This window comes from Azotobacter armeniacus (genome assembly GCF_054779355.1).
Map to the genome: position 1 here is coordinate 25,014 of NZ_BAAGYK010000154.1, position 20,978 is coordinate 45,991.

A 20,978-nucleotide genomic window follows, 5' to 3' on the forward strand; every position below is an offset into this window, starting at 1 on the left:
CAGCAGCGGGCTCGACACTCAGGCCCCGCGCGTGCCGCTCTGCGCCAGGTCCGCCAGCTCGCGGTTGGCGACCGCGAACATGGCATATTCCGCGGTGCCGGCCGCACGCAGCTCGGCCAAGGTCGCCCGCCAGCGCTCGACCGCCGGCTGATTCTGCTCCAGCCAGAGCGCCACCCGCGCCTCGACCGCCTCTGGTCCGCCAACCACCTGCAGCAGGGCGATGGTGATGGCGCGTTGCTGCCAGTCCATGTCGTCGCGGAACGCCTCCCGGGCCAGCGCCTGCCACTGGTTCTCGACCGGCAGGTTGGTGATCTGCTGCAGATACCAAGGCAGCTCCAGGACACCACCCACGGCGAAGTGCGCGAGCGCTACCTCCGCCGGCTCGCGCCCGGTGACGTCAGCCGCCTCGAGGATCGGCAGCAAGGTGTACAGGTAGCCAGTGCCGGCTACCAGCCGCGCCAGCAGCTCCGGCACCCCCGCCTCGGCATAGCCGCGGTAGCGCAGCTGCCACTGCTTGCGGGTGCTGCCTTCGAGCAGCTCCTCGAGCTTCAGGCCGAGGGCGGCGACCCGGGGGCCGAAGTGCACCACGTCGCGGGCAACGTCCAGCTCGCCGCGGCGGTTGCGCAAGAACCAGCGGGTGGCGCGCCGGCCGAGACGGGTCAGCTCGTCCATCAAGGTCAGTTGCAGCTCGGCGGGCACCTGGTAGTCCAGCGCCTCGATCTGCAGGAACCAGTGCGGCAGGTGAAAGATGTCGCGGACGATCACATAGGCCTCGGCCACCGCCGCGGCGTCCATGCCAGTGGACTCCTTGAGGCGCTGCACGAAGGTGATGCCCATGTGGTTGACCAGATCGTTGGCGATCTGCGTGGCGACAATCTCGCGGCGCAGCCGGTGGCTGCGCATCAGCGCGCCGAAGCGCTCCATCAGCAGCGGCGGGAAAGCGCTCTCCATGTCGCGGATCAGGTAATCGTCGTCCGGTACCGGGGAGTCCAGCAGGGACTCCTTGAGGTCGATCTTGCTGTAGGAGATCAACACCGCCAGCTCTGGACGGGTCAGGCTGGTCCCACCAGCGAGGCGCTCGGCGAACTGCTCGTCGCTCGGCAGGAACTCCAGCAGGCGATCCAGCCGCCCGGCATGCTCCAGCGCATCGATCAGCCGGCGGTACTCGCCGGGGTGCAGCCGCGCGCGGCGCTCGGCCAGGGACAGCGCCTGGGTCTGCTTGTAGATGTTGCCCAGCACCAGCCCGGCCACCGCGTCGGTCATCTCGTGGAGCAGTTGGTCGCGCTGCTTACCGGTCATGTCGCCGGCGGCCAGTACCTCGCCGAGCAGGATCTTGATGTTCACCTCGTGGTCGGAGCAGTCGACCCCGCCAGCGTTGTCGATGAAATCGGTATTGCAGGCCCCACCACTGAGGCAGTACTCGACCCGGCCGAGCTGGCTCATGCCGAGGTTGCCGCCCTCGCCCACCACCTTGGCGCGCAGCTCGCGGCCGTCGATACGCAGCACGTCGTTGGCCTTGTCGCCGATGTCCACGTGGCTTTCCCGGCTGGACTTGACGTAGGTGCCGATGCCGCCGTTCCACAGCAGATCGACCGGCGCCCTGAGCAGGGCGCTGATCAGTTCGGCGGGGGTCAGCTGCTTGGCGGCGATGGCGAAGCGCTCCTGCATCTGCGCGCTGATCGGAATGCTTTTGGCGCTGCGCGGAAACACCCCGCCGCCGGGGGAGATCAGCGCCGCGTCGTAGTCCGCCCAGGTGGAGCGCGGCAGCTCGAACAGCCGGCGCCGCTCGGTGAAGCTCTGCGCTGGATCGGGATCGGGATCGATGAACACGTGCCGATGGTCGAAGGCCGCCACCAGACGCACACTCCGCGACTGCAGCAGGCCGTTGCCGAACACGTCGCCGGACATGTCGCCGATGCCGATCACACTGATCGGGTCGTGCTGCACGTCGATGCCGTGCTCGCGGAAGTGACGCTGCACGGCGACCCAGCCGCCGCGGGCGGTGATGCCCATTTTCTTGTGGTCGTAGCCGCTGGAGCCACCGGAGGCGAAGGCATCGCCCAGCCAGAAGGCGTAGTCGGCGGCGATACCGTTGGCAATGTCGGAGAAGCTCGCCGTGCCCTTGTCGGCGGCCACCACCAGGTAGGGATCGGCACCGTCGTAGCGCAGCACATTGGCCGGCGGCACGATCTCGCCCTCCTTCAGGTTGTCGGTGACGTCCAGCAGGGCCGAGACGAAGATCCGGTAGCAGGCGATCGCCTCCGCCTGGATCTCGTCCCGCGAGCCGCCGGCCGGCAGGCGCCGCGGGACGAAGCCGCCCTTGGCGCCAACCGGCACGATCACCGCGTTCTTCACCTGCTGGGCCTTGACCAGGCCGAGCACCTCGGTGCGGTAGTCCTCCTCGCGGTCTGACCAGCGCAGGCCACCGCGGGCCACCTTGCCGCCGCGCAGATGGACGCCCTCGACTCGCGGCGAGTAGACGAAAATCTCGTAGCGGGGCACCGGCCGTGGCAGCTCGGAGAGCGCCTGCGGGTCGAGCTTGAGGCTGAAGTGGCCCTTGGCCTGGCCGCCGGCGTCCGGCTGGTAGAAGTTGGTGCGCAGGGTGGCCTTGATCAGCTCCAGGTAGCGGCGCAGGATGCGATCCTCGTTGAGCACCTCGACTCGATCCAAGGCGCCGAGGATGGCTTGCTCCAGGCGCTGCTGCTTGTCCTCCAGGTCCTCGCCGGCGATGCGCCGCGCCAGGTAGAAGCGGGTGCGGAACAGGCGCACCAGCTCGCGGGCGATGTCGCTGTGGTTGAGCAGGGTGGCGGCGATGTAGCCGAGGTCGAAGCCCAGGCGGATCTGCTTCAGGTAGCGGGCATAGGCGCGCAGCAGGGCGACCTCGCGCCAGGGCATGGCGGCGCTCAGCACCAGGCGGTTGAAAGCGTCGTTCTCGGCGTTGCCACGCACGATATGAATGAAGGCGTCTTGCAGAGTGTTGTTCAACTGCTGGAGGTCCACCTCCGCACCCTCGGCGCAGGTGAACGAGAAGTCGTGGATCCAGAACTCGCGGCCGTCGCGGCGGCGCAGTTGGTAGGGGAACTCGCCGAGCACGCGCAGGCCGAGGTTCTCGAGGATCGGCAGCACGTCGGACAGCGGCAGCGGGGTATCCGGATGGTAGATCTTGCCGTGAAGCTGCTGGTCGCCCTGGCGCAGCGGCTGGTAGAAGCTCATCACCAGCGGCCTCTCGTCACCCAGGGTGAGCAGGTGCTGCATGTCGACCACCGCCGAGTGGGGGGCGAAGCGCTCCTGGTAGCCGGCCGGAAAGCCCTGCGGGAAGTCCGCCAGCAGGCCGGTGCCCTGGGCCTCGCCGAAGCTCTCCACCATCAGGCTGGCATATTCGTCCCGCCAGGAGCGGCAGGCGCGGATCATCTCCTGCTCCAGGCGCTGCGGGTCGAAATCCAGCCGCACCTTGGGATCGACGCGCAGGATGAACTGCACCCGCGCCAGGATGGACTCGGAGAAGTACACCCAGAACTCGCAGTCGCTGGCCTTCAGGCGCTCCATCAGCAGCTGCTGCATCTTCTGGCGGATCTCCGTGGAGTAGATGTCCCGCGGCACGTAGGCCAGGCCGTAGACGAAGCGCCCGTAGGGGTCCTTGCGCAGGAACAGGCGCAGGCGGTTGCGCTCCTGGATCTGCACGATGCTGATCGCGGTGTGCAACAGCTCGTCGAGGGGGGTCTGGAACAGGTCGTCGCGCGGCAAAACCTCGAGCACCTGGCTGAGCTCGCGGGCTAGATGGCTGCTGCTGTCGAAGCCGGCACGCCGCTCGATCTCCGCGGCCTTGCGGCGGATGTAGGGGATGTGCCGGACGCTCTCGTTGTACACCGAGGCGGTGTACAGGCCCATGAAACGGAATTCCCGGACCACCCGGCCGGCCTCGTCCAGCTCGCGCAGGGAGACGTAGTTGGGATAGGCCGGGCGGTGCACACGGGACGGCTGCGAGGCCTTGGCGAAGGACAGCAGCAGCGGCTCGCGCAGGTAGTGCAGGGCTTCAGGCTCGATGCGCAGCCAGGCTTCGTCCAGCCCGCTGCGCAGGCGCTTGCTCAAGCCGAGCAGGGAGCGCTCGTCATAGGCGACCCGCGCGCCGCCGTCCGGGCAGTCCACTACGCGGAGTTCCTCGTAGCCGAGGAAGGTGAAATGATCCTCCAGCAGCCAGAGCAGGAATACCTTGATCTCCGCCAACTCCTCGGCGTCCACCTTGAGCCGCGCCCGCTCCAGCCAGTCCAGCAGCGCCCGGACACAGGAGGTCATCGGCTCGAAATCGGCGACCGCCAGGCGCACCTCGCCGAGTACCTCCTGCAGAGCCTGCTCAAGCATGCTCTGCTCGCCCAGACTGGCGCAACGGTCGATCTCGGCGAAGATCAGCGCCTCCTGCTGCACCCCTTCGCCGTGGCCGCCGCGGGACAGGACCTCCAACAGCTCGCCGGCGGCGTTGCGGCGCACCCCGAACACCCCGCCCTGCAGGGTATGGATGCCGTGGCCGCGGCGGTTCAGCTCCATGCGCAGCGAGTCGACCAGAAAGGGCATGTCCGGGTGCAACACCTCGACCACACTGTGGCTGGACAGCCAGCCGTGCTTCTCGTAGTCGGGGTTGAAGACCTTCACCTCAGGCCGCGCCGGATCGAAACGCTCGAGCAGGCGCCAGGCCGACAGGGTACAGCCGACCAGGTCGGACAGCCGCCTTTCGCTCAGCTCGTCGAGACCGATCATGGCAAAGAACTCGTCGGCGAACAGCATCACCTGAGGCAGCAGCCGTTCGTCCAGATGCGCCCCCAGGGCCGCCTGCAACTGCACCAGGAAGTCGGCCTTGCTGTCGGCCATGAAAAACGCCATGGTCGCACTCCTGAAAATGTTCCTGCATGCAGCATAGGCGGCCCTTGGCCCGTCCATGCCTGCCCTACGCCCGGGCGCTGCCCGGCAGCTCGAGACAGGCGCCTTGAGCCCTGCAGACGCAACCCCGGAGCCTGAAGCGCCACCATGGATATCATGCCTGGCGCAGCTATCCGTGATGGGTGTCAACTGCCTGCGTTATTTCTGGAACCACAAGTCGCCGGAACAGGCTGCCGCCGATCTCGCCCGGATCATGCACAGCTACCGAACACTGGGGCGCCAGGCGCCTCGTGCTGATCGGCTACTCCTTCGGCGCCGATGTGCTGTCGGCCATCTACAATCGCCTCGATGCAGCCGCTCAGGAGGTCGTGGACAACCTGCTCCTCCTCGCTCTGGCGCACAGCGGCGGCTTCGAAATCGGAGGGCTGGCTCGTCACGGCGGGCCATTAGTGCGGCGGCACGGCGCCACGTTTTGTTTTAAAGTGGCGCCCGCTGCCCTACGGCAGACAAGACCTGCGGTCATTTTGCGGAAGTGTAGAGAGATGGATCATCGAGAAGCGCTAGTAGCACTGCGGCAATACCTGGCCAGCCAGATCCTCGGCCAGGAAAAGCTGATCGACCGCCTGCTCATCGCCCTGCTCGCCGACGGCCACCTGCTGGTCGAGGGTGCCCCCGGCCTGGCCAAGACCAAGGCGATCAAGGATCTCGCCGAGGGCATCGAGGCGGAATTCCATCGCATCCAGTTCACCCCCGACCTGCTCCCGGCGGACATCACGGGTACCGAGATCTACCGCCCGGAAACCGGCAGCTTCGTCTTCCAGCAGGGGCCGATCTTCCACAACCTGGTACTGGCTGACGAGATCAACCGCGCCCCAGCCAAGGTCCAGTCGGCGCTGCTCGAAGCTATGGCCGAGCGCCAGGTGTCCATCGGCCGGCGCACCTATGAGCTGTCGCCGCTGTTCCTGGTGATGGCCACCCAGAACCCCATCGAGCAGGAGGGCACCTACCCGCTGCCGGAAGCCCAGCTCGACCGCTTCCTCATGCATGTGAAGATCGGCTTCCCGGACGCCGCGGTGGAACGCAAGATCCTCCAGCAGGCCCGCGGCGAGGCGTTGCACGGCGAGACCAAACCCGAGCACCGGCTCAGCCAGCAGGCGATCTTCGCCGCGCGCAAGGAGATCCTCGGCCTGTACATGGCCGATGCGGTGGAGGAATACCTGGTGCAGCTGGTGATGGCCTCGCGTACGCCGGCGCGCTTCGACGCCGAGCTGGGCGAATGGCTGACCTACGGCGCCAGTCCGCGCGGCTCCATCGCCCTCGACCGCTGCGCGCGCGCCCACGCCTGGCTGGTCGGGCGCGACTTCGTCAGCCCGGAAGACATCCAGACGGTGCTGTTCGACGTGCTGCGCCACCGTCTGATCCTCTCCTTCGAGGCCGAGGCCGCCGGGGTCGACCAGGATCAGGTCATCCAGCGCATCCTCGACGTGGTGGCGGTGGCCTGAATGCACCCGCAGGCGGCAGGCGGGCCGCACCCGGCGGCGGCTCCGGACGGCGTCCAGGTGAGCCTGAGCGAGCTGATCGAGATCCGCCACCGGGTGCGCGAGGTGCAGCTGTTCTCCAGCGCAACCCGCCGCAGTGTGCTGCTCGGCGCGCACCACTCCAGGCTGCGCGGGCGCGGCGTGGACTTCGACCAGGTGCGCGTCTACCAGACCGGCGACGACGTGCGCAACATCGACTGGCGGGTCACCGCACGCACCCAGGAGCCGCACACCAAGCTGTTCCACGAAGAGCGCGAACGGCCGATCTTCATCCTCGCCGAACAGAGCCGCCAGCTGTTCTTCGGCTCCTCGCGACGATTCAAGTCGGTGCTCGCCGCCCAGGCTGCGGCGCTGATCGGCTGGGCGGCCCTGGAGCACAACGACCGGGTCGGCGGGCTGGTGTTCGGCAGCGGCGCGCCCCACGAGATCAAGCCGCGGCGCAGCAAGCAGAGTCTGCTGCAGCTGCTCAACCGCCTGGTTCGCGCCAACCAAGCCCTGCACAGCGAACTGCCGGACGAGCCGGACAGCTTCGGCCTGGCCCTGCGCCGCGCCCACGAGGTGCTGCGCCCAGGCAGTCTGGTGGTGGTGCTGTGCGACGAGCGGGCACTGTCCGACACCGCCGAGCGCCAGCTGCTGCTCCTCGGCCGGCACAGCGAGCTGCTGCTGCTGCCGCTCTCCGATCCCCTCGATCATGCCCTGCCCAGCGCCGGCCTGCTGCGCTTCGCCCAGAACGGCGCCCAGCTGGAGCTGGACACCCACGACAGCGAGCTGCGCCAGGCCTATCGCAGCCTCGGCCAGGCGCGCCAGGCGCGCTGGCAGCGCCTCGCCGAACGCCTCGGCAGCCTGCTGCTGCCGCTCAGCACCCAGTTCGAGCTGATCGAGCAGCTGCGCGAGCGGCTGCAACCGCGGCCGGTGAGCCATCCATGAACCCGCTCGACAACCTGCAACCACTGATCCCCCCACCGGCCATCCACTGGTGGCCGCCGGCCCCCGGCTGGTGGCTGCTGGTGCTGGTCGCCGGCATCGCCCTCGCGGCCTTCTGCTGGCTGCACTGGCAGCGCCCGCGGCGCCGCGCCGAGCCGGCAGCGCCACTGATCCTCGATCCGCTGCGCGTCGCCGCCCTGGAAGAGCTGGCGCAGCTGCGCAAACCCTACGGCATGCCCGCCGGTCCCTGGCTGCAGCAGCTCAACGCGCTGCTCAAGCGCCTCTGCCGCGCCCACTACCCGGACAATCACAGCCACACCCTGAGCGGCCGCGCCTGGCTGGCCTATCTCGACAGCCGCTGCCCGGCCGCCGGTCTGACCCGCTGGATGATCCTCGTGGAAGGCGGCTACCGTGCCGAATGCCGGCTTGACGACAAGGCCATCGACGGGCTCTACCAGGCCGTGGAAACCTGGATCCGCCGGCATGTTTGAATTCATCTGGCCCTGGGTCTTCCTGCTCGCCCCGCTGCCCTGGCTGCTGCGCCTGCTGCTGCCGCCGGCCGACAGCGGCGAGGCGGCGCTCAGGGTGGCCTTCCTCGACGAGCTGGAAAGCCTCAGCGGCCGCCGCGCCCGCCTGCGCCTGCGCCTGCCGGGCTGGCGGCAGCAGGCGCCGTTTGTCCTGCTCTGGCTGCTGCTGCTCGGCGCCGCGGCCCGTCCTGAATGGGTCGGCGAGCCTCTGCCGCTGCCCACCAGCGGCCGCGACCTGCTGCTCGCGGTGGACGTTTCCGGCTCCATGGAGTACGCCGACATGCACTGGCAGGGCGAAACCATCGGCCGCCTGGATCTGGTCAAGCGGCTGTTCGGCCAGTTCATCGAGGACCGCCGGGGTGACCGCATCGGGCTGATCCTGTTCGGCAGCCAGGCTTACCTGCAGGCACCGCTGACCTTCGACCGCCAGACCGTGCGCACCTGGCTGGAAGAAGCCATGATCGGCATCGCCGGCAAGAACACCGCCCTCGGCGACGCCATCGGCCTGGCCCTCAAGCGCCTGCGCCAGCGCCCGGCGGAAAGCCGCGTGCTGGTGCTGGTCACCGACGGCGCCAACACCGCCGGCGAGATCGACCCGCAGGTCGCCGCCCGCCTGGCCGCCGAGGAAGGGGTACGCATCCATACCATCGGCATCGGCGCCGATCCCCAGCAGCATGGCCTACTCGGCCAGCTCGGCCTGACCCCCGGGCTGGACCTGGACGAGCCGACCCTGCGCGCCATCGCCGAACAGACCGGCGGGGAATACTTCCGCGCCCGCACCAGCGAGGAGCTGCACGCCATCGAGGAAACCCTCGACCGCCTGGAGCCGGTCGCCCAGCCGCCGACCCAGGTGCGCCCGACCCACCCGCTGTACCCCTGGCCCCTGGCCGCGGCGCTGCTGCTCGGCCTGCTGCCAGTGGCCCGCACCTTGTGGCCGCCGCGCCCCCGCCAGGGAGGACAACGCCGATGAACCCCTTATGGCCGCACTGGCTGCACCCCGAGTGGCTGCCCCTGCTGCCCCTGCTCGCCTGGCTGCTCTGGCGGCTCTGGCACCGCCAGCGGCGTGCCGGCCGCTGGGAGCTGCTGCTGCCGCCGGCCTTCCACCAGGCGCTGCTCGTCGAGCGCGCCGGACGCGGCAGCCACCTGCCGTGGATCGCCCTCGGACTGGCCTGGCTGCTCGCCCTGCTGGCCCTGCTCGGCCCGAGCTGGCAGCGCATCGAGCAGACTACCCCGCAACGCGCCGACCCGCTGGTGGTGCTGCTCGAACTGACCCCGAACATGCTCGCCGGCGACGTCGCGCCGAACCGTCTGGCACTGGCCAGGCGCAAGCTGCTCGACCTGCTCGAGGCGCGTCAGGAGGCACAGACCGCGGTGGTCGTCTACGCCGGCAGCGCGCACACCCTGGTGCCGCTGTCCGACGACCTGGAGACCACCCGTAACCTGCTGGACGTCCTCGCCCCGCCGATCATGCCGGTCGCCGGGCGGCGCGCCGACCTCGCCGTGGCCCGCGGTCTGGCCCTGCTCGAACAGGGTGCCCAGGGACGTGGCCAACTGCTATTGATCGGCAGCGAGCTGGACGAACAGGAACGCCAGGGCATCGCCCGGGCGCTCGGCGGAGACAGCGAACGCCTCGGCATTCTCGGCATCGGCAGCACCAGCGGGGCACCCATCGCCCAGGAGGACGGCACCTTCATCAAGGACGAACAGGGCGCGATCCTCCTCGCCCGGTTGGATAGCGCCGGGCTCGCGCGCTTCGCTGAAAGCCTCGGCGGGCGCTACCAGAGCGCCAGCCTGGACGACCGCGACCTGCGCCAGCTGGGCCTGCTGAGCGGTCCGCAGCTCTTACGCGAGGGCGACGAGACGGCGCGCTTCGACGCCTGGGCCAACCAGGGCCACTGGCTGCTGCTGCCGCTGCTCCTGCTGGCCGCCTGCGCCGGCCGACGCGGCTGGCTGCTCGGCCTGCCCCTGCTGCTCGCCTTGCCCCAGCCCGGCCAAGCCTTCGAGCTCGCCGACCTGTGGATGCGCCCCGACCAGCAAGGGCGGATCCTGCTCCAAGCCGGCCGGCCGGGCGAAGCCGCACGGCGCTTCGAGGACAACCAGTGGCAGGGCCTGGCCCTCTACCAGGCCGGCGACTACGCCGCCGCCGCCGAGCGCTTCGCCCAGGGCCACAGCGCCGCCGCCCACTACAACCGCGGTAACGCCCTGGCCCGGGCCGGCGAACTGGAGGCCGCGCTGGACGCCTACGAACGCGCCCTGGAACTGCAGCCGGTGCTGGAGTCGGCGCTGCACAACAAGGCCCTGATCGAGGAGCTGCTGCGCCAGCGCCAGCCGCAGCCCGATGCCGACAACGGCGCCGACCAGCAGCCGGGCCAGGACCGCCGGCCCGGGCAGAGCGCCGAGCAGAACGACGGCCAGGCCGACACGACCGCGCCCCCGACAGCCGAGGGCGCCACCCCCGACAGCGCGACGGCGCAGCCGGGCGCCGCCGGGCAAAGCCGTAGCGGCGAGCAGGCCGCGGGCGATGCGCCGCCGGGCTCAGGCCAAGTCGCCGAGGCGCCTGCGGAACCGCTCGGCGACGAGCGCCGCCAGGCCCTGGAACAATGGCTGCGGCAAATCCCGGACAACCCCGGCGAACTGCTGCGGCGCAAATTCTGGTACGAACAGCAACAGCACCGGGAAGCCAGTCCATGATCCGCCTGCTCTGCACTCTCCTGCTCTGCCTGCTGGCCTGGACGGCCCAGGCCGAGGAATTCACCGCCCGGGTCGAACGCACCCAGCTCGGCGCCGGCGAAACCCTCGAACTGACCCTGGAAAGCAGCGATCCCGCGCCTCTCGGCAAGCCGGACCTGGCCCCTCTCGAGGAGCACTTCGAAGTGCTCGGCACCCGCCAGGTCAACCGCTTGACCAGCGCGGCAGGCGAATCCCACAGCACCATCCAGTGGATCATCACGCTGCAACCGAAGCGCCGTGGCCAGCTGACGATCCCGCCCCTGCGCCTGGGCGACCGGCAGACCCAGGCGATCGTCCTGCAGGTGCAGAAAAGCGAAGTGGACACCGACCCGGCCAGACTGGCGCCGGTGTTCATCGACGCCAGCCTGGATCGGGAAAGCGTCTACGTGCAGGCCCAGGTCGTCCTCACCCTGCGCATCTACCATTCGGTGTCGCTCTATGACGACAGCAGCCTGAGCCCGCTGCAGATGGCCGACGCCCGCATCGAAGCGCTCGGCGCACCGCGCACCTACGAGACCAGCGTCAACGGCGTGCGCCACGGAGTGATCGAGGTGCGCTACGCGCTCTTTCCCCAGCGCAGCGGCGAGCTGCTGATCCCTGCCCAGGCCTTCACCGCCACTGAAGTCAGCCGCACTCCGGGCCGCGACGGCCTGCTGCCCTTCGGTCCGCACAGCGGCCGGCAGATCCGCGTCGAGTCGCCGGAGATCCCCCTGACGGTCAGGGCCAAACCTGCCGAATACCCGGCCGACGCCCCCTGGCTGCCGGCGCGCGCCATCGCCCTGGGCGAGAGCTGGAGCCCCGCGCCGGAACTGGCGCGGGCCGGCGACTCGCTGACCCGCCAGTTGATCCTCAAGGCCGACGGGCTGAGCGCCGCCCAGTTGCCGCCCCTCCCCAGCCCGCCGGTCGACGGTCTGCGCCGCTATCCCGACCAGCCGCAACTGGCCGATCAGGCCGGCGAGCGCGGCCTGATCGGCAGCCGCGAGGAGCGCGAGGCGCTGGTGCCGACCCGTGACGGCCGGATCGAACTGCCGGCGCAGGACATGCTGTGGTGGAACACCGTCCACGACCGCCTGGAGCGCACCCGCCTGCCGGCGCGCACCCTGCTGGTGGCGACGAACCCGGAACTGGACGCGCAACCGCCGCAGCCCCTAGGAACGACCCTGGCCCTGCCCGGCCAGCCGCTCTGGCTCTGGCAGCTGGCCAGCGCCCTGCTGCTCTGCACCACCCTGCTCGGCTTCGGCCTCTGGTGGCGTGCCCGCCGCCAGCCAGCGATCCTGCGCAGCGCCGCCGGCGGCCCCAGCCCGCGTACCCTGCTCGACGACCTGCGCCGCGCCTGCCAGGCCAACGACACCCAGGCGACCCGCCAGGCCCTCGACGCCTGGGCCCGCCAGCAACCGGAAACCCTCGCTGCGATGGCGGCACGCTTCGTACCCCTGTCCGACGCCCTCGATGGGCTGAACGGCGCGCTCTACAGCGAGAGCGAGAGCGGCCAGCGCTGGCAGGGCGAGGGCCTCTGGCAGGCCATCCGCGACTTGCCGCCGGCCCAGGTACTGGGCACGGTCCCGGAACCGAGCCAACTGCCGCCGCTTTATCCGCGCTGAAGCATAAATTGAAGCTGGAACAAAAAATGCTACGCTGCGCATCACTTTAAGGCTCGCACATAACCAAATACGATGATCCGCTGCCATCTCTCCACGCTCATGGGCCGCAACAAGCTGCGCATTGCCGATGTCGCTCGCCTGACCGGACTCAACCGCAGCACGGTTACGGCACTCTATAAAGAGACGGCAACGCGCATTGATCTGTCCGCCATCGATCGACTCTGCAAACTCTTCAGCTGCAAGGTCGAAGATATTTTCGAGCACGTACCGGACGACACCGGAAGATCTGCATGAGCCTTGGCCCATCCCGCTGGCACACCCTTGCCGAATCAGGTTTTGCTTGGGAACGCAAAGCGCTGAACTGGCTGCGGGCACAGCTATCGGATCGCGATCCCTGGTATGTCTGGAGCAACTTCGAGCTCATCGACAATCAAGGCAAGGTCAACGAGGTTGATGCCCTGGTGCTCTCCCCAGCCGGACTCTTCTTGGTCGAGTTCAAGAATCACTCCGGCAAGATCAGCGGCAACGCCCACTCATGGACCTGGACTACCGATGGATGCTCCAAGACGGTCGACAAGCCGCTTCTGCACCGGCGCAGGCCCGCGCAAGCGCGCCCAGCAGGCAGACACCTGGAACCTGCAACGGGCGCGAGAATGCCGGCGAGACAGTCTGCAAGATCCTGGTGCCGCTCAAGCACCAGACCAAGGGCCTCCTCAAAGCCAATTTCTAGTGTCTGCACGACGCCTTGGACGTGCCCAAGGAGCGCTGGGTGAGCTATCACAGCTGCAAACGCGGCGCCGACGGAAGCTTGCCTATCGCCTGGCCGGCTGGGACCACCTGCAACAGGTCACCGTCCTCGCCGCTTACTACCTGGCAGAACATGAGGAAGCAGGAAAGCTGGCCCAACGAGCGCCTGCTGCTGGTCGGTCTGCGGGAACTCGTGCCTTGGCTCAAACAATGGCACAACGACCTCGACCCCAACTATGGCGAGCGCATGGGCGATTACTACGAGGGCTCCCTCAAGGATGAGGTGAGAGCACTGGGCGTGACGCTGGGCGAGCTGCGCGCCTGGGAGCTGGCAGCAGTCGCAGCCAAACGCGGTCAGAGGCGCAAGATGTGAGTACGGTGAATTACATTGCAGCCGCGCGCCGCCATGTGGACGATGGCTGCCTGCTGCTGGGGAAAAAGCGGGAAGCCAATGCCGGCCAGTTGTTCGGCTTCAGCGTGGAATGCGGGATCAAGGCATTGCTGATCGCATGTGGCGTGCCCCCCGGGTGCGGATGGAGGGATTCCGGAACGTCATAAATTCCGCACCCACCTGCCACACCTTTCCGTCAGGATTGTCGCCTTTGGCCATTTGATACCGGATGGCCCCAAAGCCACCGGTTATGTGGCCATGCTGCCAAGCCTGAATGCACTTGCAGAATGGAGTACGGACCACCGCTACTGGAGCGAGTCGGCCATCCCCATATCTTCCGTACCTGCTTGGGAACTGGCTGCGATGGAAGTAAATGAAATGCTCGACCAGGCCGCCCTGGATGGAGTGATCTGATGCCGAAAGTCCAATTCAATGACGCCCTGCGTCAGGCCGCCGAAGCCGCCCAGACCTCCGAGTTACCGACCGAGTGGCCGGAGGGCATCGTCCGCGACGTCTACGGCCGCATCCGCTTTGCGGTGAACTGCAACGCCGCCGATTATCCGCAAGCGGCGCGACAGCAACTGGAGTCCGCCCAGCAATCCCTCGGCTGCTATGCGACCAACGCCAGCATGATCTTCCGCGATGATTTCTCCAATCCCGATGCGGTGTTCGGCAGCGCCGACTGGCGCTTGAGCCGTGTCCCCGCCCCCCGTGCCGAGGATGAGGAAAATCCGGCCGAAATCGAGGTCCGGGTTCTGGACCGGCAGATCATCGGCCAGAACTGGCTGCGCACCAAACAGAATGACGAGGTCGCCCACCCGCCACGCATCGTGTTCTACGGCCTGAAAGGCGGGGTTGGCCGCTCTACGGCGCTGGCCATGCTGGCCTATCGTCTAGCACGGAACGGCAAACGGGTATTGCTGATCGACTTCGACCTGGAGTCGCCCGGTCTGTCCGGCCTGTTGCTGCCGGCGGAGCGCGTCGCCGGCAACGGCCTGGTGGACTGGTTTCTGGAGGATGCCGTGGGCCAGGGCGAGATCGTGCTGAACGACTTGCTCTCCGACAGCCCACTGGCAGACAACACGCCGGGCTCGATCCGCATCGCCGCGGCCATGGGCCAGGGTGAGCAGGCCTATCTGAGCAAGCTGGCGCGGATCTATGCCGACGTTCCGTCCGCCACTGGCCCGCAACGCTTCGCCCAGCGAATGGCGCGTATCGTCGAAATCCTCGAGCAGCGGGAAAGGCCGGATGTGGTACTGATCGACAGCCGCGCCGGTCTGCACGATGTCGCCGCAGTGGCGATTTCTGGCTTGGCCACCGTCGCCCTGCTGTTTGCCACCGACTCCGAACAAACCTGGCAAGGCTACACCCAGCTCTTCAAGCACTGGAACCAGCACCCGAGCGTGCTGCGCGACGTGCGGGAGCGTCTGGCCATCGTGCAGGCACTATTTCCCGAGAGCGATCAGCAGCAGCGTGCCGAGCGCTTCGTGCAACGTGCCTACGATCTGTTTGCCGAACACCTGTACGACCAGATCGAGCCCGACGCAGAGCCCGATCCGGATGCCTTCAGCTTTGCTCCGAATGCCGCGGACGCGCCGCACTTCCCGTTCCGGGTGCGCTGGAACGCCCGCTTCCAGGAGTTCAACCCACTTGCCGGCCGGGAAGCAGGCGGCATGGACGATACGGACATTGAGCTGGCGTTTGGTCCGTTCTTCGATAAAGTGATCGACTCCATTGCAGGGCTGAATGAATGATTGATATGGCTGCATTGAGAAGGGCCTTCATCGAATCCCTACCAGCGGTGGATCACGCCGGGGCCGAGCCGGATCGGGCACCGGCCTATACCTATGTGCCACCGAGCCATGCCAAGGCGCTCGATCCGGAAGTCAGCGTGGTCGAGGGGATTCGGGGCGCCGGCAAGAGCTTCTGGTGGGCCCACCTGGCCTCGGAGTCGCACCGCAACGTCATCGTCAAAGCCTTCCCCGAGATCCGTCTCGAGCAAGGTGTGCGGGTGGTGCAAGCCTTCGGTGCGCAGGTGTCCTCCATCGATGCACCAAGCCAGGATGTTCTGACTTCGCTGGTCGCCCAGTATCCGGCCCGTACCGTCTGGAAAGCCGTGCTGGCACGGAAGGCGGACTTCGCTGGAAGTTTTCCGTGCGAGGGCGAATGGCTGGAGCGAGTGCGCTGGGTGGCAGAACACCCAGAAGCCTTCGACCACGCCCTCCAGCAGGTCGACCTGGCACTGGATGCCAGGGGGGAAACCCTGGTGGTCCTGTTCGATGCGCTCGACCGCTTGGCTGAGGACTGGCAGCACATCCGCCCCCTCGCCAAGGGGTTGCTGCAGGTGGCCCTAGAACTGCGCTCAACCCGCCGCATCCGCTTCAAGCTGTTCATGCGCCCGGACATGCTGCAGGACAAGGAAATCACCCAGTTCCCCGATGCCTCCAAACTACTGGCGCGCAAGGCAGCTCTGGTGTGGCGGCGTGTGGACCTGTATGCGCTGCTGTTCCAGTGCCTGGCCAACTCGCCAGGCGATGGTGAGGCGTTTCGCGCATTGTGCCGGGAAGAGCTGGGCTGCGACTGGCGGCAGACCAACGACACCTGGCAGCTTCCGGCAGCGCTTCGCTCAGAAGAAAAGCAGCAGGAGCAGGTTTTTGCCCGCATGGCCGGCACGGCCATGGCCTACGGCCCCAGCGGTTACAAGCGGGGCAAGCCCTACACCTGGCTGGTCAACCACCTGCAGGACGGTCTCGATCAAGTCAGCCCGCGCAGCTTCAGCGCAGCCTTGCGCCATGCCGCGGAAGATACCAGTGAAGATGCCGCCCTGGTGCTGGACTACAAGGCTATTCAGGCCGGTGTCCGCGAGGCCTCGAAGATTCGGGTGAACGAGCTGATCCGCGAGGACTACCCGTGGGTAGATCTGGTCATGCAGCCGCTGCGCGGCAAGTTGACCGTTCCCTGCACGGCTCAGGATATCGAACGGCTCTGGGAGGAAGACGAAACGCTCTCCGCTTTACAGATGCGCCTCAAGGAGACGCCCGCCGAAGTCAAGCTTCCTCCTCCCAGTGTCGTGAGCGACGCAGTACTGGCCGAACTCGAGTCGCTCGGCCTGCTGAAGCGCATGGGCGGCCAGCGCATCCAGATGCCGGATGTGTACCGTATCGCCTTCGGACTGGGACGGCGCGGGGGCGTGAAGCCGCTGAAATGAAACGCGCCATATAAACGAGTTCGCCCCCAAAAACGAAAACCGCGGCCCAAGGGCCGCGGTTTTCAGGATCGAGCAACTGCCCGGAAGTAGCCGATCACCTGGCCAGCATGCTGCCACGCTCCTCCAGGTTGATGTGCCACTCCAAGGCTTCGCGCAGGATGTGCGGGGTCTGGCCGCCCTTGGCGCTGGCGCGCTCGAAGTAGTCATTCAGCGCAGCGCGGTAGTCCGGGTGCACGCAGTTGTCGATGATCACGCGGGCGCGCTCGCGCGGCGCCAGGCCACGCAGGTCGGCCAGGCCCTGCTCGGTCACCAGGACGTCCACATCGTGCTCGCAGTGGTCGACGTGGCCGATCATCGGCACCACGCTGGAGATCGCACCGCCCTTGGCAATGGACTTGGTGACGAAGATCGAAGTGTGGGCGTTACGAGCGAAGTCGCCGGAACCGCCGATGCCATTCATCATCTTGGTGCCGCCAACGTGGGTGGAGTTGACGTTGCCGTAAATATCGAACTCCAGCGCGGTGTTGATGCCGATAATGCCGAGGCGGCGGGCGATTTCCGGCAGGTTGGAGATTTCCTGCGGACGCAACACCAGCTTGTCCTTGTACTTCTCCATGTTGCCGAACACACGCTTGCCGCACTCTTCGGAGAGGGTCATGGAGCAGCCCGAAGCGAAGTCCATCTTGCCGGCGTCGATCAGCTCGAAGGTGGAGTCCTGCAGCACTTCGGAGTACATGGTCAGGCCGCTGAAGTCCGACTTCAGCAGGCCGCACATCACGGCGTTGGCGATGGAGCCGATGCCGGCCTGCAGCGGCAGCAGGCTCTTGGCCAGGCGACCGGCAGCCACTTCGCGCTCCAGGAAGGCAATCAGGTGGTCGGCGATGGCCTGGGTTTCGTCGTCCGGGGGAGTGACGGTAGACGGGGAGTCCGGGGTATCGCAGATGACGACGGCAACGATCTTGGCCGGATCGACCACGATGGCCTTGGTGCCGATGCGGTCGTCAACGTTGACCAGCGGAACCGGACCGCGACCCGGGCGGGCAATCGGGATGTAGATGTCGTGCAGACCTTCGAGATTCAGGTTGTGGGCCAGGTTGATCTCGACGATCACCTGCTTGGCCTCGGCGACGAAGCTGGCGGAGTTGCCTACGGAGGTGGTCGGCACGATGTGGCCTTCCTCGGTGATGGCGACGGCCTCGATCACGGCGACATCCGGAGCCTTGATCTGCTTGGAGCGCATCTGCTCGACGGTTTCCGACAGATGCTGGTCGACGAACATCACCTTGCCTTCGTTGATCGCCTTGCGCAGGGTGTTGTCCACCTGGAAGGGCATGCGACGGGCCAGGGCTCCGGCCTCAGTGAGCTTCTTGTCGAGATCGTTGCCCAGGCTGGCGCCGGTGACCAGGGAGATCTGGCGCGGCGAGCTGGTGGCCAGCTTGGCCAGGGCCAGAGGCACGGCTTTGGCTTCGCCTGCACGGGTAAAACCGCTCATGCCGACAGTCATGCCGTCCTGGATCAGCGCTGCGGCTTCGTCGGCGCTCATGATTTTTTCAAGCAGGGAGGGCAGGCGAATACGATCGGAATACATGGGAGCTTCTCGGAGTCAGGTTGACGACGAGCCCGAGTCTTATCGATTCGCGGAAATTACGCTTCAAGACCTAAGTCGAGTCTAGACATAGGTCGAATGGCTGAAGTTCGCCGACGTTCGCTCTTGAATGGCAAGGCTGGCCCTGCCATTCCGCTCCCGGGAAAGGCAGGGCCGCAGGCTCTAGACCAGGCTCTTGCTGACCACTTCGTAGACGTCGCTGGACAGCTCGCCGGAGGCGAGGATGCGCTCCAGTTCGGCTCTCATCAGCGCCTGACGGGCCCCGTCGTACTTGCGCCAGCGGATCAGCGGCGCCAGCTGGCGGGCGGCGATCTGCGGGTTGAGGGCGTTGAGCATGATCACCTGGTCGGCGAGGAAGCGGTAACCCAGGCCGTCGGCACGATGGAAGTTGACGTGGTTCTGGTTGGCGAAGGCGCCGATCAGCGCGCGCACCTTGTTCGGGTTCTTCAGGGTGAACGCCGGGTGCTCCATCAGCGCCTGCACGCGCTCCAGGCCGCCGGGCAGCGGGCAGCCGGCCTGCACGCTGAACCACTGGTCCATGACCAGCGGGTCTTCCTGGAAGTAGTCGGCGAACAGGGTCAGCGCCTGGGCCTTCTCCGCCTCGAACGGCGAGTTGACCAGCACCGCCAGGGCGGCGAGGCGCTCGGTCATGTTATCGGTCGCCTGGTACTGGTCCTGGCAGGCCGCCAGCACCTCGGGCCGGGCACAGAGCATCAGATAGGACAGCGCGATGTTCTGCAGGGCGCGGCGGGCGAAGTGCTCGGCCGAGGCGAAGTAGAGGCTCTGCCGGGACAGCTCGCGGTTGGCCTGGTAGCGCTGCCAGAGCGGCTCGTACAGGGCCTCGGCCAGTTCGCGGCGGGCGAACTCGCGGGCCGCGTGGATGGACTCGACGTCGGCCACCGCGCTGATCTCGATCAGGTAGGCCTCACCCGGCAGGGAGAGCATCTCGGCGACCATCGCCTGGTCCAGGCTGTCGTTCTCCAGCACGCTCTGCAGCGCCGCGACCAGCCGCCGGTCGAGCACTAGGGGTTCGCCGCGCTGACGCTGGCCAATCAGCTCCTGCAGCACCTGCACGGCGAGCTGCTGGCCGGCCTCCCAGCGGTTGAAGCCGTCGGAATCGTGCTGCATGAGAAACATCAGCTGGTCGCGGCTGTAGGGATAGACCAGCTTGACCGGTGCGGAGAAGCCGCGCAGCAGCGACGGCAGCGGCCGCTCGGGAAGGTCGACGAAGGTGAACGACTGCTCGGCGGCATTCACCGCCAGCACCCGGCTGGTGCCGCCGGCTTCGGCTTCGCCGGCCAGGCGCAGCGGCAGCTCGCGGCCCTGGCTGTCGAGCAGGCCCAGGGCCACGGGAATCACGAAGGGTTCCTTCTTCACCTGGCCGGGGGTCGGCGGGCAGCTCTGGCGGAAGGTCAGGGTGCAGGTTCTGGCCTGGGCATCGTACTGCTCGGCGACCTCCAGGCGAGGCGTGCCGGCCTGGCTGTACCAGCGCTTGAACTGGGTCAGGTCGACGCCGCAGGCGTCCTCCATGGCCTTGAGGAAGTCGTCGCAGGTCACCGCCTGGCCGTCGTGGCGCTGGAAGTACAGGTCGCTGCCCTTGCGGAAGCCTTCGGCGCCGAGCAGGGTGCGAAGCATGCCCACCACCTCGGAGCCCTTCTCGTAGACGGTCAGGGTGTAGAAGTTGGAGATCTCCATGTAGGAGTCCGGGCGCACCGAGTGGGCCATGGGGCCGGCATCCTCGGCGAACTGGTGAGTGCGCAGGTAGGCGACATCCTCGATGCGCTTGACCGTGGCGGAGTTCATGTCGGCGCTGAAGCCGGCGTCGCGGAAAACGGTGAAGCCTTCCTTGAGCGACAGCTGGAACCAGTCGCGGCAGGTCACCCGGTTGCCCGACCAATTGTGGAAGTATTCGTGGGCGACGATCGCCTCGACCCGCTGGTGGGCGGCGTCGGTGGCGGTCTCGGCCTTGGCCAGCACGGCACTGGAGTTGAAGATGTTCAGCCCCTTGTTCTCCATGGCGCCCATGTTGAAGTCATTGACCGCGACGATCATGAAGATGTCCAGGTCGTACTCGCGGCCGTAGGCCTCTTCGTCCCAGCGCATGGAGCGCTTGAGGCTGTCCATGGCGTGCTGGCACTTGTCGATGTTCTCGGGCTCGACGTAGATGCGCAGGGTCACCTCGCGGCCGCTCAGGGTGGTGAAGCTGTCCTCCACGCACCAGAGATCGCCGGCGACCAGGGCGAACAGATAGGCGGGCTTCCGGAACGGATCTTCCCAGGTCGCCCAGTGCCGGCCGTTGTCCTCACTGCCGCTGGCCATGGGGTTGCCGTTGGAGAGCAGCACCGGGTAGCGCTGCTGCTCGGCGCTGACGGTGGTGGTGAAGCGGCTCATCACGTCCGGGCGGTCGAGGTAGTAGGTGATCTTGCGAAAGCCCTCGGCCTCGCACTGGGTGCAGAACATCTTGCCGGACTTGTACAGGCCTTCCAGCGCAGTATTACTCTCCGGATGGATGCACACGCTGGTGGCGAGGACGAATTCGGCGCGCTCCGGCTGCAGGGTCAGGTGGCTGTCGTCCACCTGGTATTCGTGGGCGCCCAGCTCGCGGCCGTCAAGGACGACCGAGAGCAGCTCCAACTGCTGGCCGTCCAGTACCAGCGGCGGCAAGCCGGCGCCGCGGACCGGGTTGCGGCGCATCGCCAGTCGGGCGTGCACCAGGGTGCGGTCCTCGTGCAGCTCGAAACTCAGGTGGGTCTCGTCGATCAGGTAGTCGGGCGCCTGATAGTCCTTGAGGCAGATGGTTTTCGGCTGTTCGGTACGCATCGTTCGGCTCCATC

The 20,978-nt window shown here is 67.3% G+C and carries 15 protein-coding genes and 1 pseudogene; 13 read left to right on the plus strand and 3 right to left on the minus strand.

What is annotated here, in order from left to right:
* Window positions 1-18: 18 nt before the first annotated feature.
* Complete coding sequence (locus ACYVD0_RS19915) at window positions 19-4,875, minus strand: NAD-glutamate dehydrogenase (protein WP_460428410.1); 4,857 nt, start codon at window positions 4,873-4,875, stop codon at window positions 19-21.
* Between the two features lie 172 nt (window positions 4,876-5,047).
* Here ACYVD0_RS19915 and ACYVD0_RS19920 point away from each other — a divergent pair.
* The 13 genes and pseudogenes from ACYVD0_RS19920 to ACYVD0_RS19980 all read left to right on the plus strand — a co-directional run.
* Window positions 5,048-5,291 (plus strand): annotated as a pseudogene (locus ACYVD0_RS19920) (AcvB/VirJ family lysyl-phosphatidylglycerol hydrolase); the annotation flags it as partial.
* A 123-nt stretch (window positions 5,292-5,414) separates the two neighbouring features.
* Window positions 5,415-6,374 carry an AAA family ATPase gene (locus tag ACYVD0_RS19925; protein ID WP_460428543.1) on the plus strand — a complete coding sequence of 320 codons (960 nt, stop codon included), beginning with the start codon at window positions 5,415-5,417 and terminating at the stop codon, window positions 6,372-6,374.
* Complete coding sequence (locus tag ACYVD0_RS19930; RefSeq protein WP_460428411.1) at window positions 6,375-7,337, plus strand: DUF58 domain-containing protein; 963 nt, start codon at window positions 6,375-6,377, stop codon at window positions 7,335-7,337.
* Window positions 7,334-7,825 carry a DUF4381 domain-containing protein gene (locus ACYVD0_RS19935; protein ID WP_460428412.1) on the plus strand — a complete coding sequence of 164 codons (492 nt, stop codon included), beginning with the start codon at window positions 7,334-7,336 and terminating at the stop codon, window positions 7,823-7,825. Before ACYVD0_RS19930 ends, ACYVD0_RS19935 begins: the two co-directional genes overlap by 4 nt.
* A complete protein-coding gene (locus ACYVD0_RS19940) occupies window positions 7,818-8,831 on the plus strand; it encodes a vWA domain-containing protein (protein ID WP_460428413.1) in 1,014 nt (337 codons plus the stop codon). Before ACYVD0_RS19935 ends, ACYVD0_RS19940 begins: the two co-directional genes overlap by 8 nt.
* Window positions 8,828-10,552, plus strand: coding sequence for a tetratricopeptide repeat protein (locus ACYVD0_RS19945; RefSeq protein ID WP_460428414.1), 1,725 nt, complete (start codon window positions 8,828-8,830; stop codon window positions 10,550-10,552). The genes ACYVD0_RS19940 and ACYVD0_RS19945 overlap by 4 nt, the downstream gene beginning before the upstream one ends.
* Window positions 10,549-12,192, plus strand: coding sequence for a BatD family protein (locus ACYVD0_RS19950; RefSeq protein WP_460428415.1), 1,644 nt, complete (start codon window positions 10,549-10,551; stop codon window positions 12,190-12,192). Before ACYVD0_RS19945 ends, ACYVD0_RS19950 begins: the two co-directional genes overlap by 4 nt.
* Before the next feature lie 72 nt (window positions 12,193-12,264).
* A complete protein-coding gene (locus ACYVD0_RS19955) occupies window positions 12,265-12,486 on the plus strand; it encodes a helix-turn-helix domain-containing protein (protein ID WP_460428416.1) in 222 nt (73 codons plus the stop codon).
* Complete coding sequence (locus ACYVD0_RS19960) at window positions 12,483-12,965, plus strand: NERD domain-containing protein (protein ID WP_460428417.1); 483 nt, start codon at window positions 12,483-12,485, stop codon at window positions 12,963-12,965. Before ACYVD0_RS19955 ends, ACYVD0_RS19960 begins: the two co-directional genes overlap by 4 nt.
* Window positions 12,944-13,312, plus strand: coding sequence for a DUF7008 domain-containing protein (locus ACYVD0_RS19965; protein WP_460428544.1), 369 nt, complete (start codon window positions 12,944-12,946; stop codon window positions 13,310-13,312). The genes ACYVD0_RS19960 and ACYVD0_RS19965 overlap by 22 nt, the downstream gene beginning before the upstream one ends.
* Before the next feature lie 276 nt (window positions 13,313-13,588).
* Window positions 13,589-13,744, plus strand: a complete 156-nt coding sequence (locus ACYVD0_RS19970) for a hypothetical protein (protein ID WP_460428418.1) — start codon at window positions 13,589-13,591, stop codon at window positions 13,742-13,744.
* A complete protein-coding gene (locus ACYVD0_RS19975) occupies window positions 13,744-15,084 on the plus strand; it encodes a ParA family protein (RefSeq protein WP_460428419.1) in 1,341 nt (446 codons plus the stop codon). The genes ACYVD0_RS19970 and ACYVD0_RS19975 overlap by 1 nt, the downstream gene beginning before the upstream one ends.
* Before the next feature lie 5 nt (window positions 15,085-15,089).
* A complete protein-coding gene (locus ACYVD0_RS19980; RefSeq protein ID WP_460428420.1) occupies window positions 15,090-16,538 on the plus strand; it encodes a hypothetical protein in 1,449 nt (482 codons plus the stop codon).
* Between the two features lie 94 nt (window positions 16,539-16,632).
* On the opposite strand, the gene ACYVD0_RS19985 is transcribed toward ACYVD0_RS19980, so the two are convergent.
* Together ACYVD0_RS19985 and pepN are read right to left on the minus strand one after the other, a co-directional pair.
* On the minus strand, window positions 16,633-18,126 hold the full coding sequence (locus tag ACYVD0_RS19985) for an acetyl-CoA hydrolase/transferase family protein (protein WP_460428421.1): 1,494 nt from the start codon (window positions 18,124-18,126) through the stop codon (window positions 16,633-16,635).
* A 180-nt stretch (window positions 18,127-18,306) separates the two neighbouring features.
* Window positions 18,307-20,964 carry a M1 family metallopeptidase gene (gene pepN, locus ACYVD0_RS19990; protein ID WP_460428422.1) on the minus strand — a complete coding sequence of 886 codons (2,658 nt, stop codon included), beginning with the start codon at window positions 20,962-20,964 and terminating at the stop codon, window positions 18,307-18,309.
* Window positions 20,965-20,978: the final 14 nt, after the last annotated feature.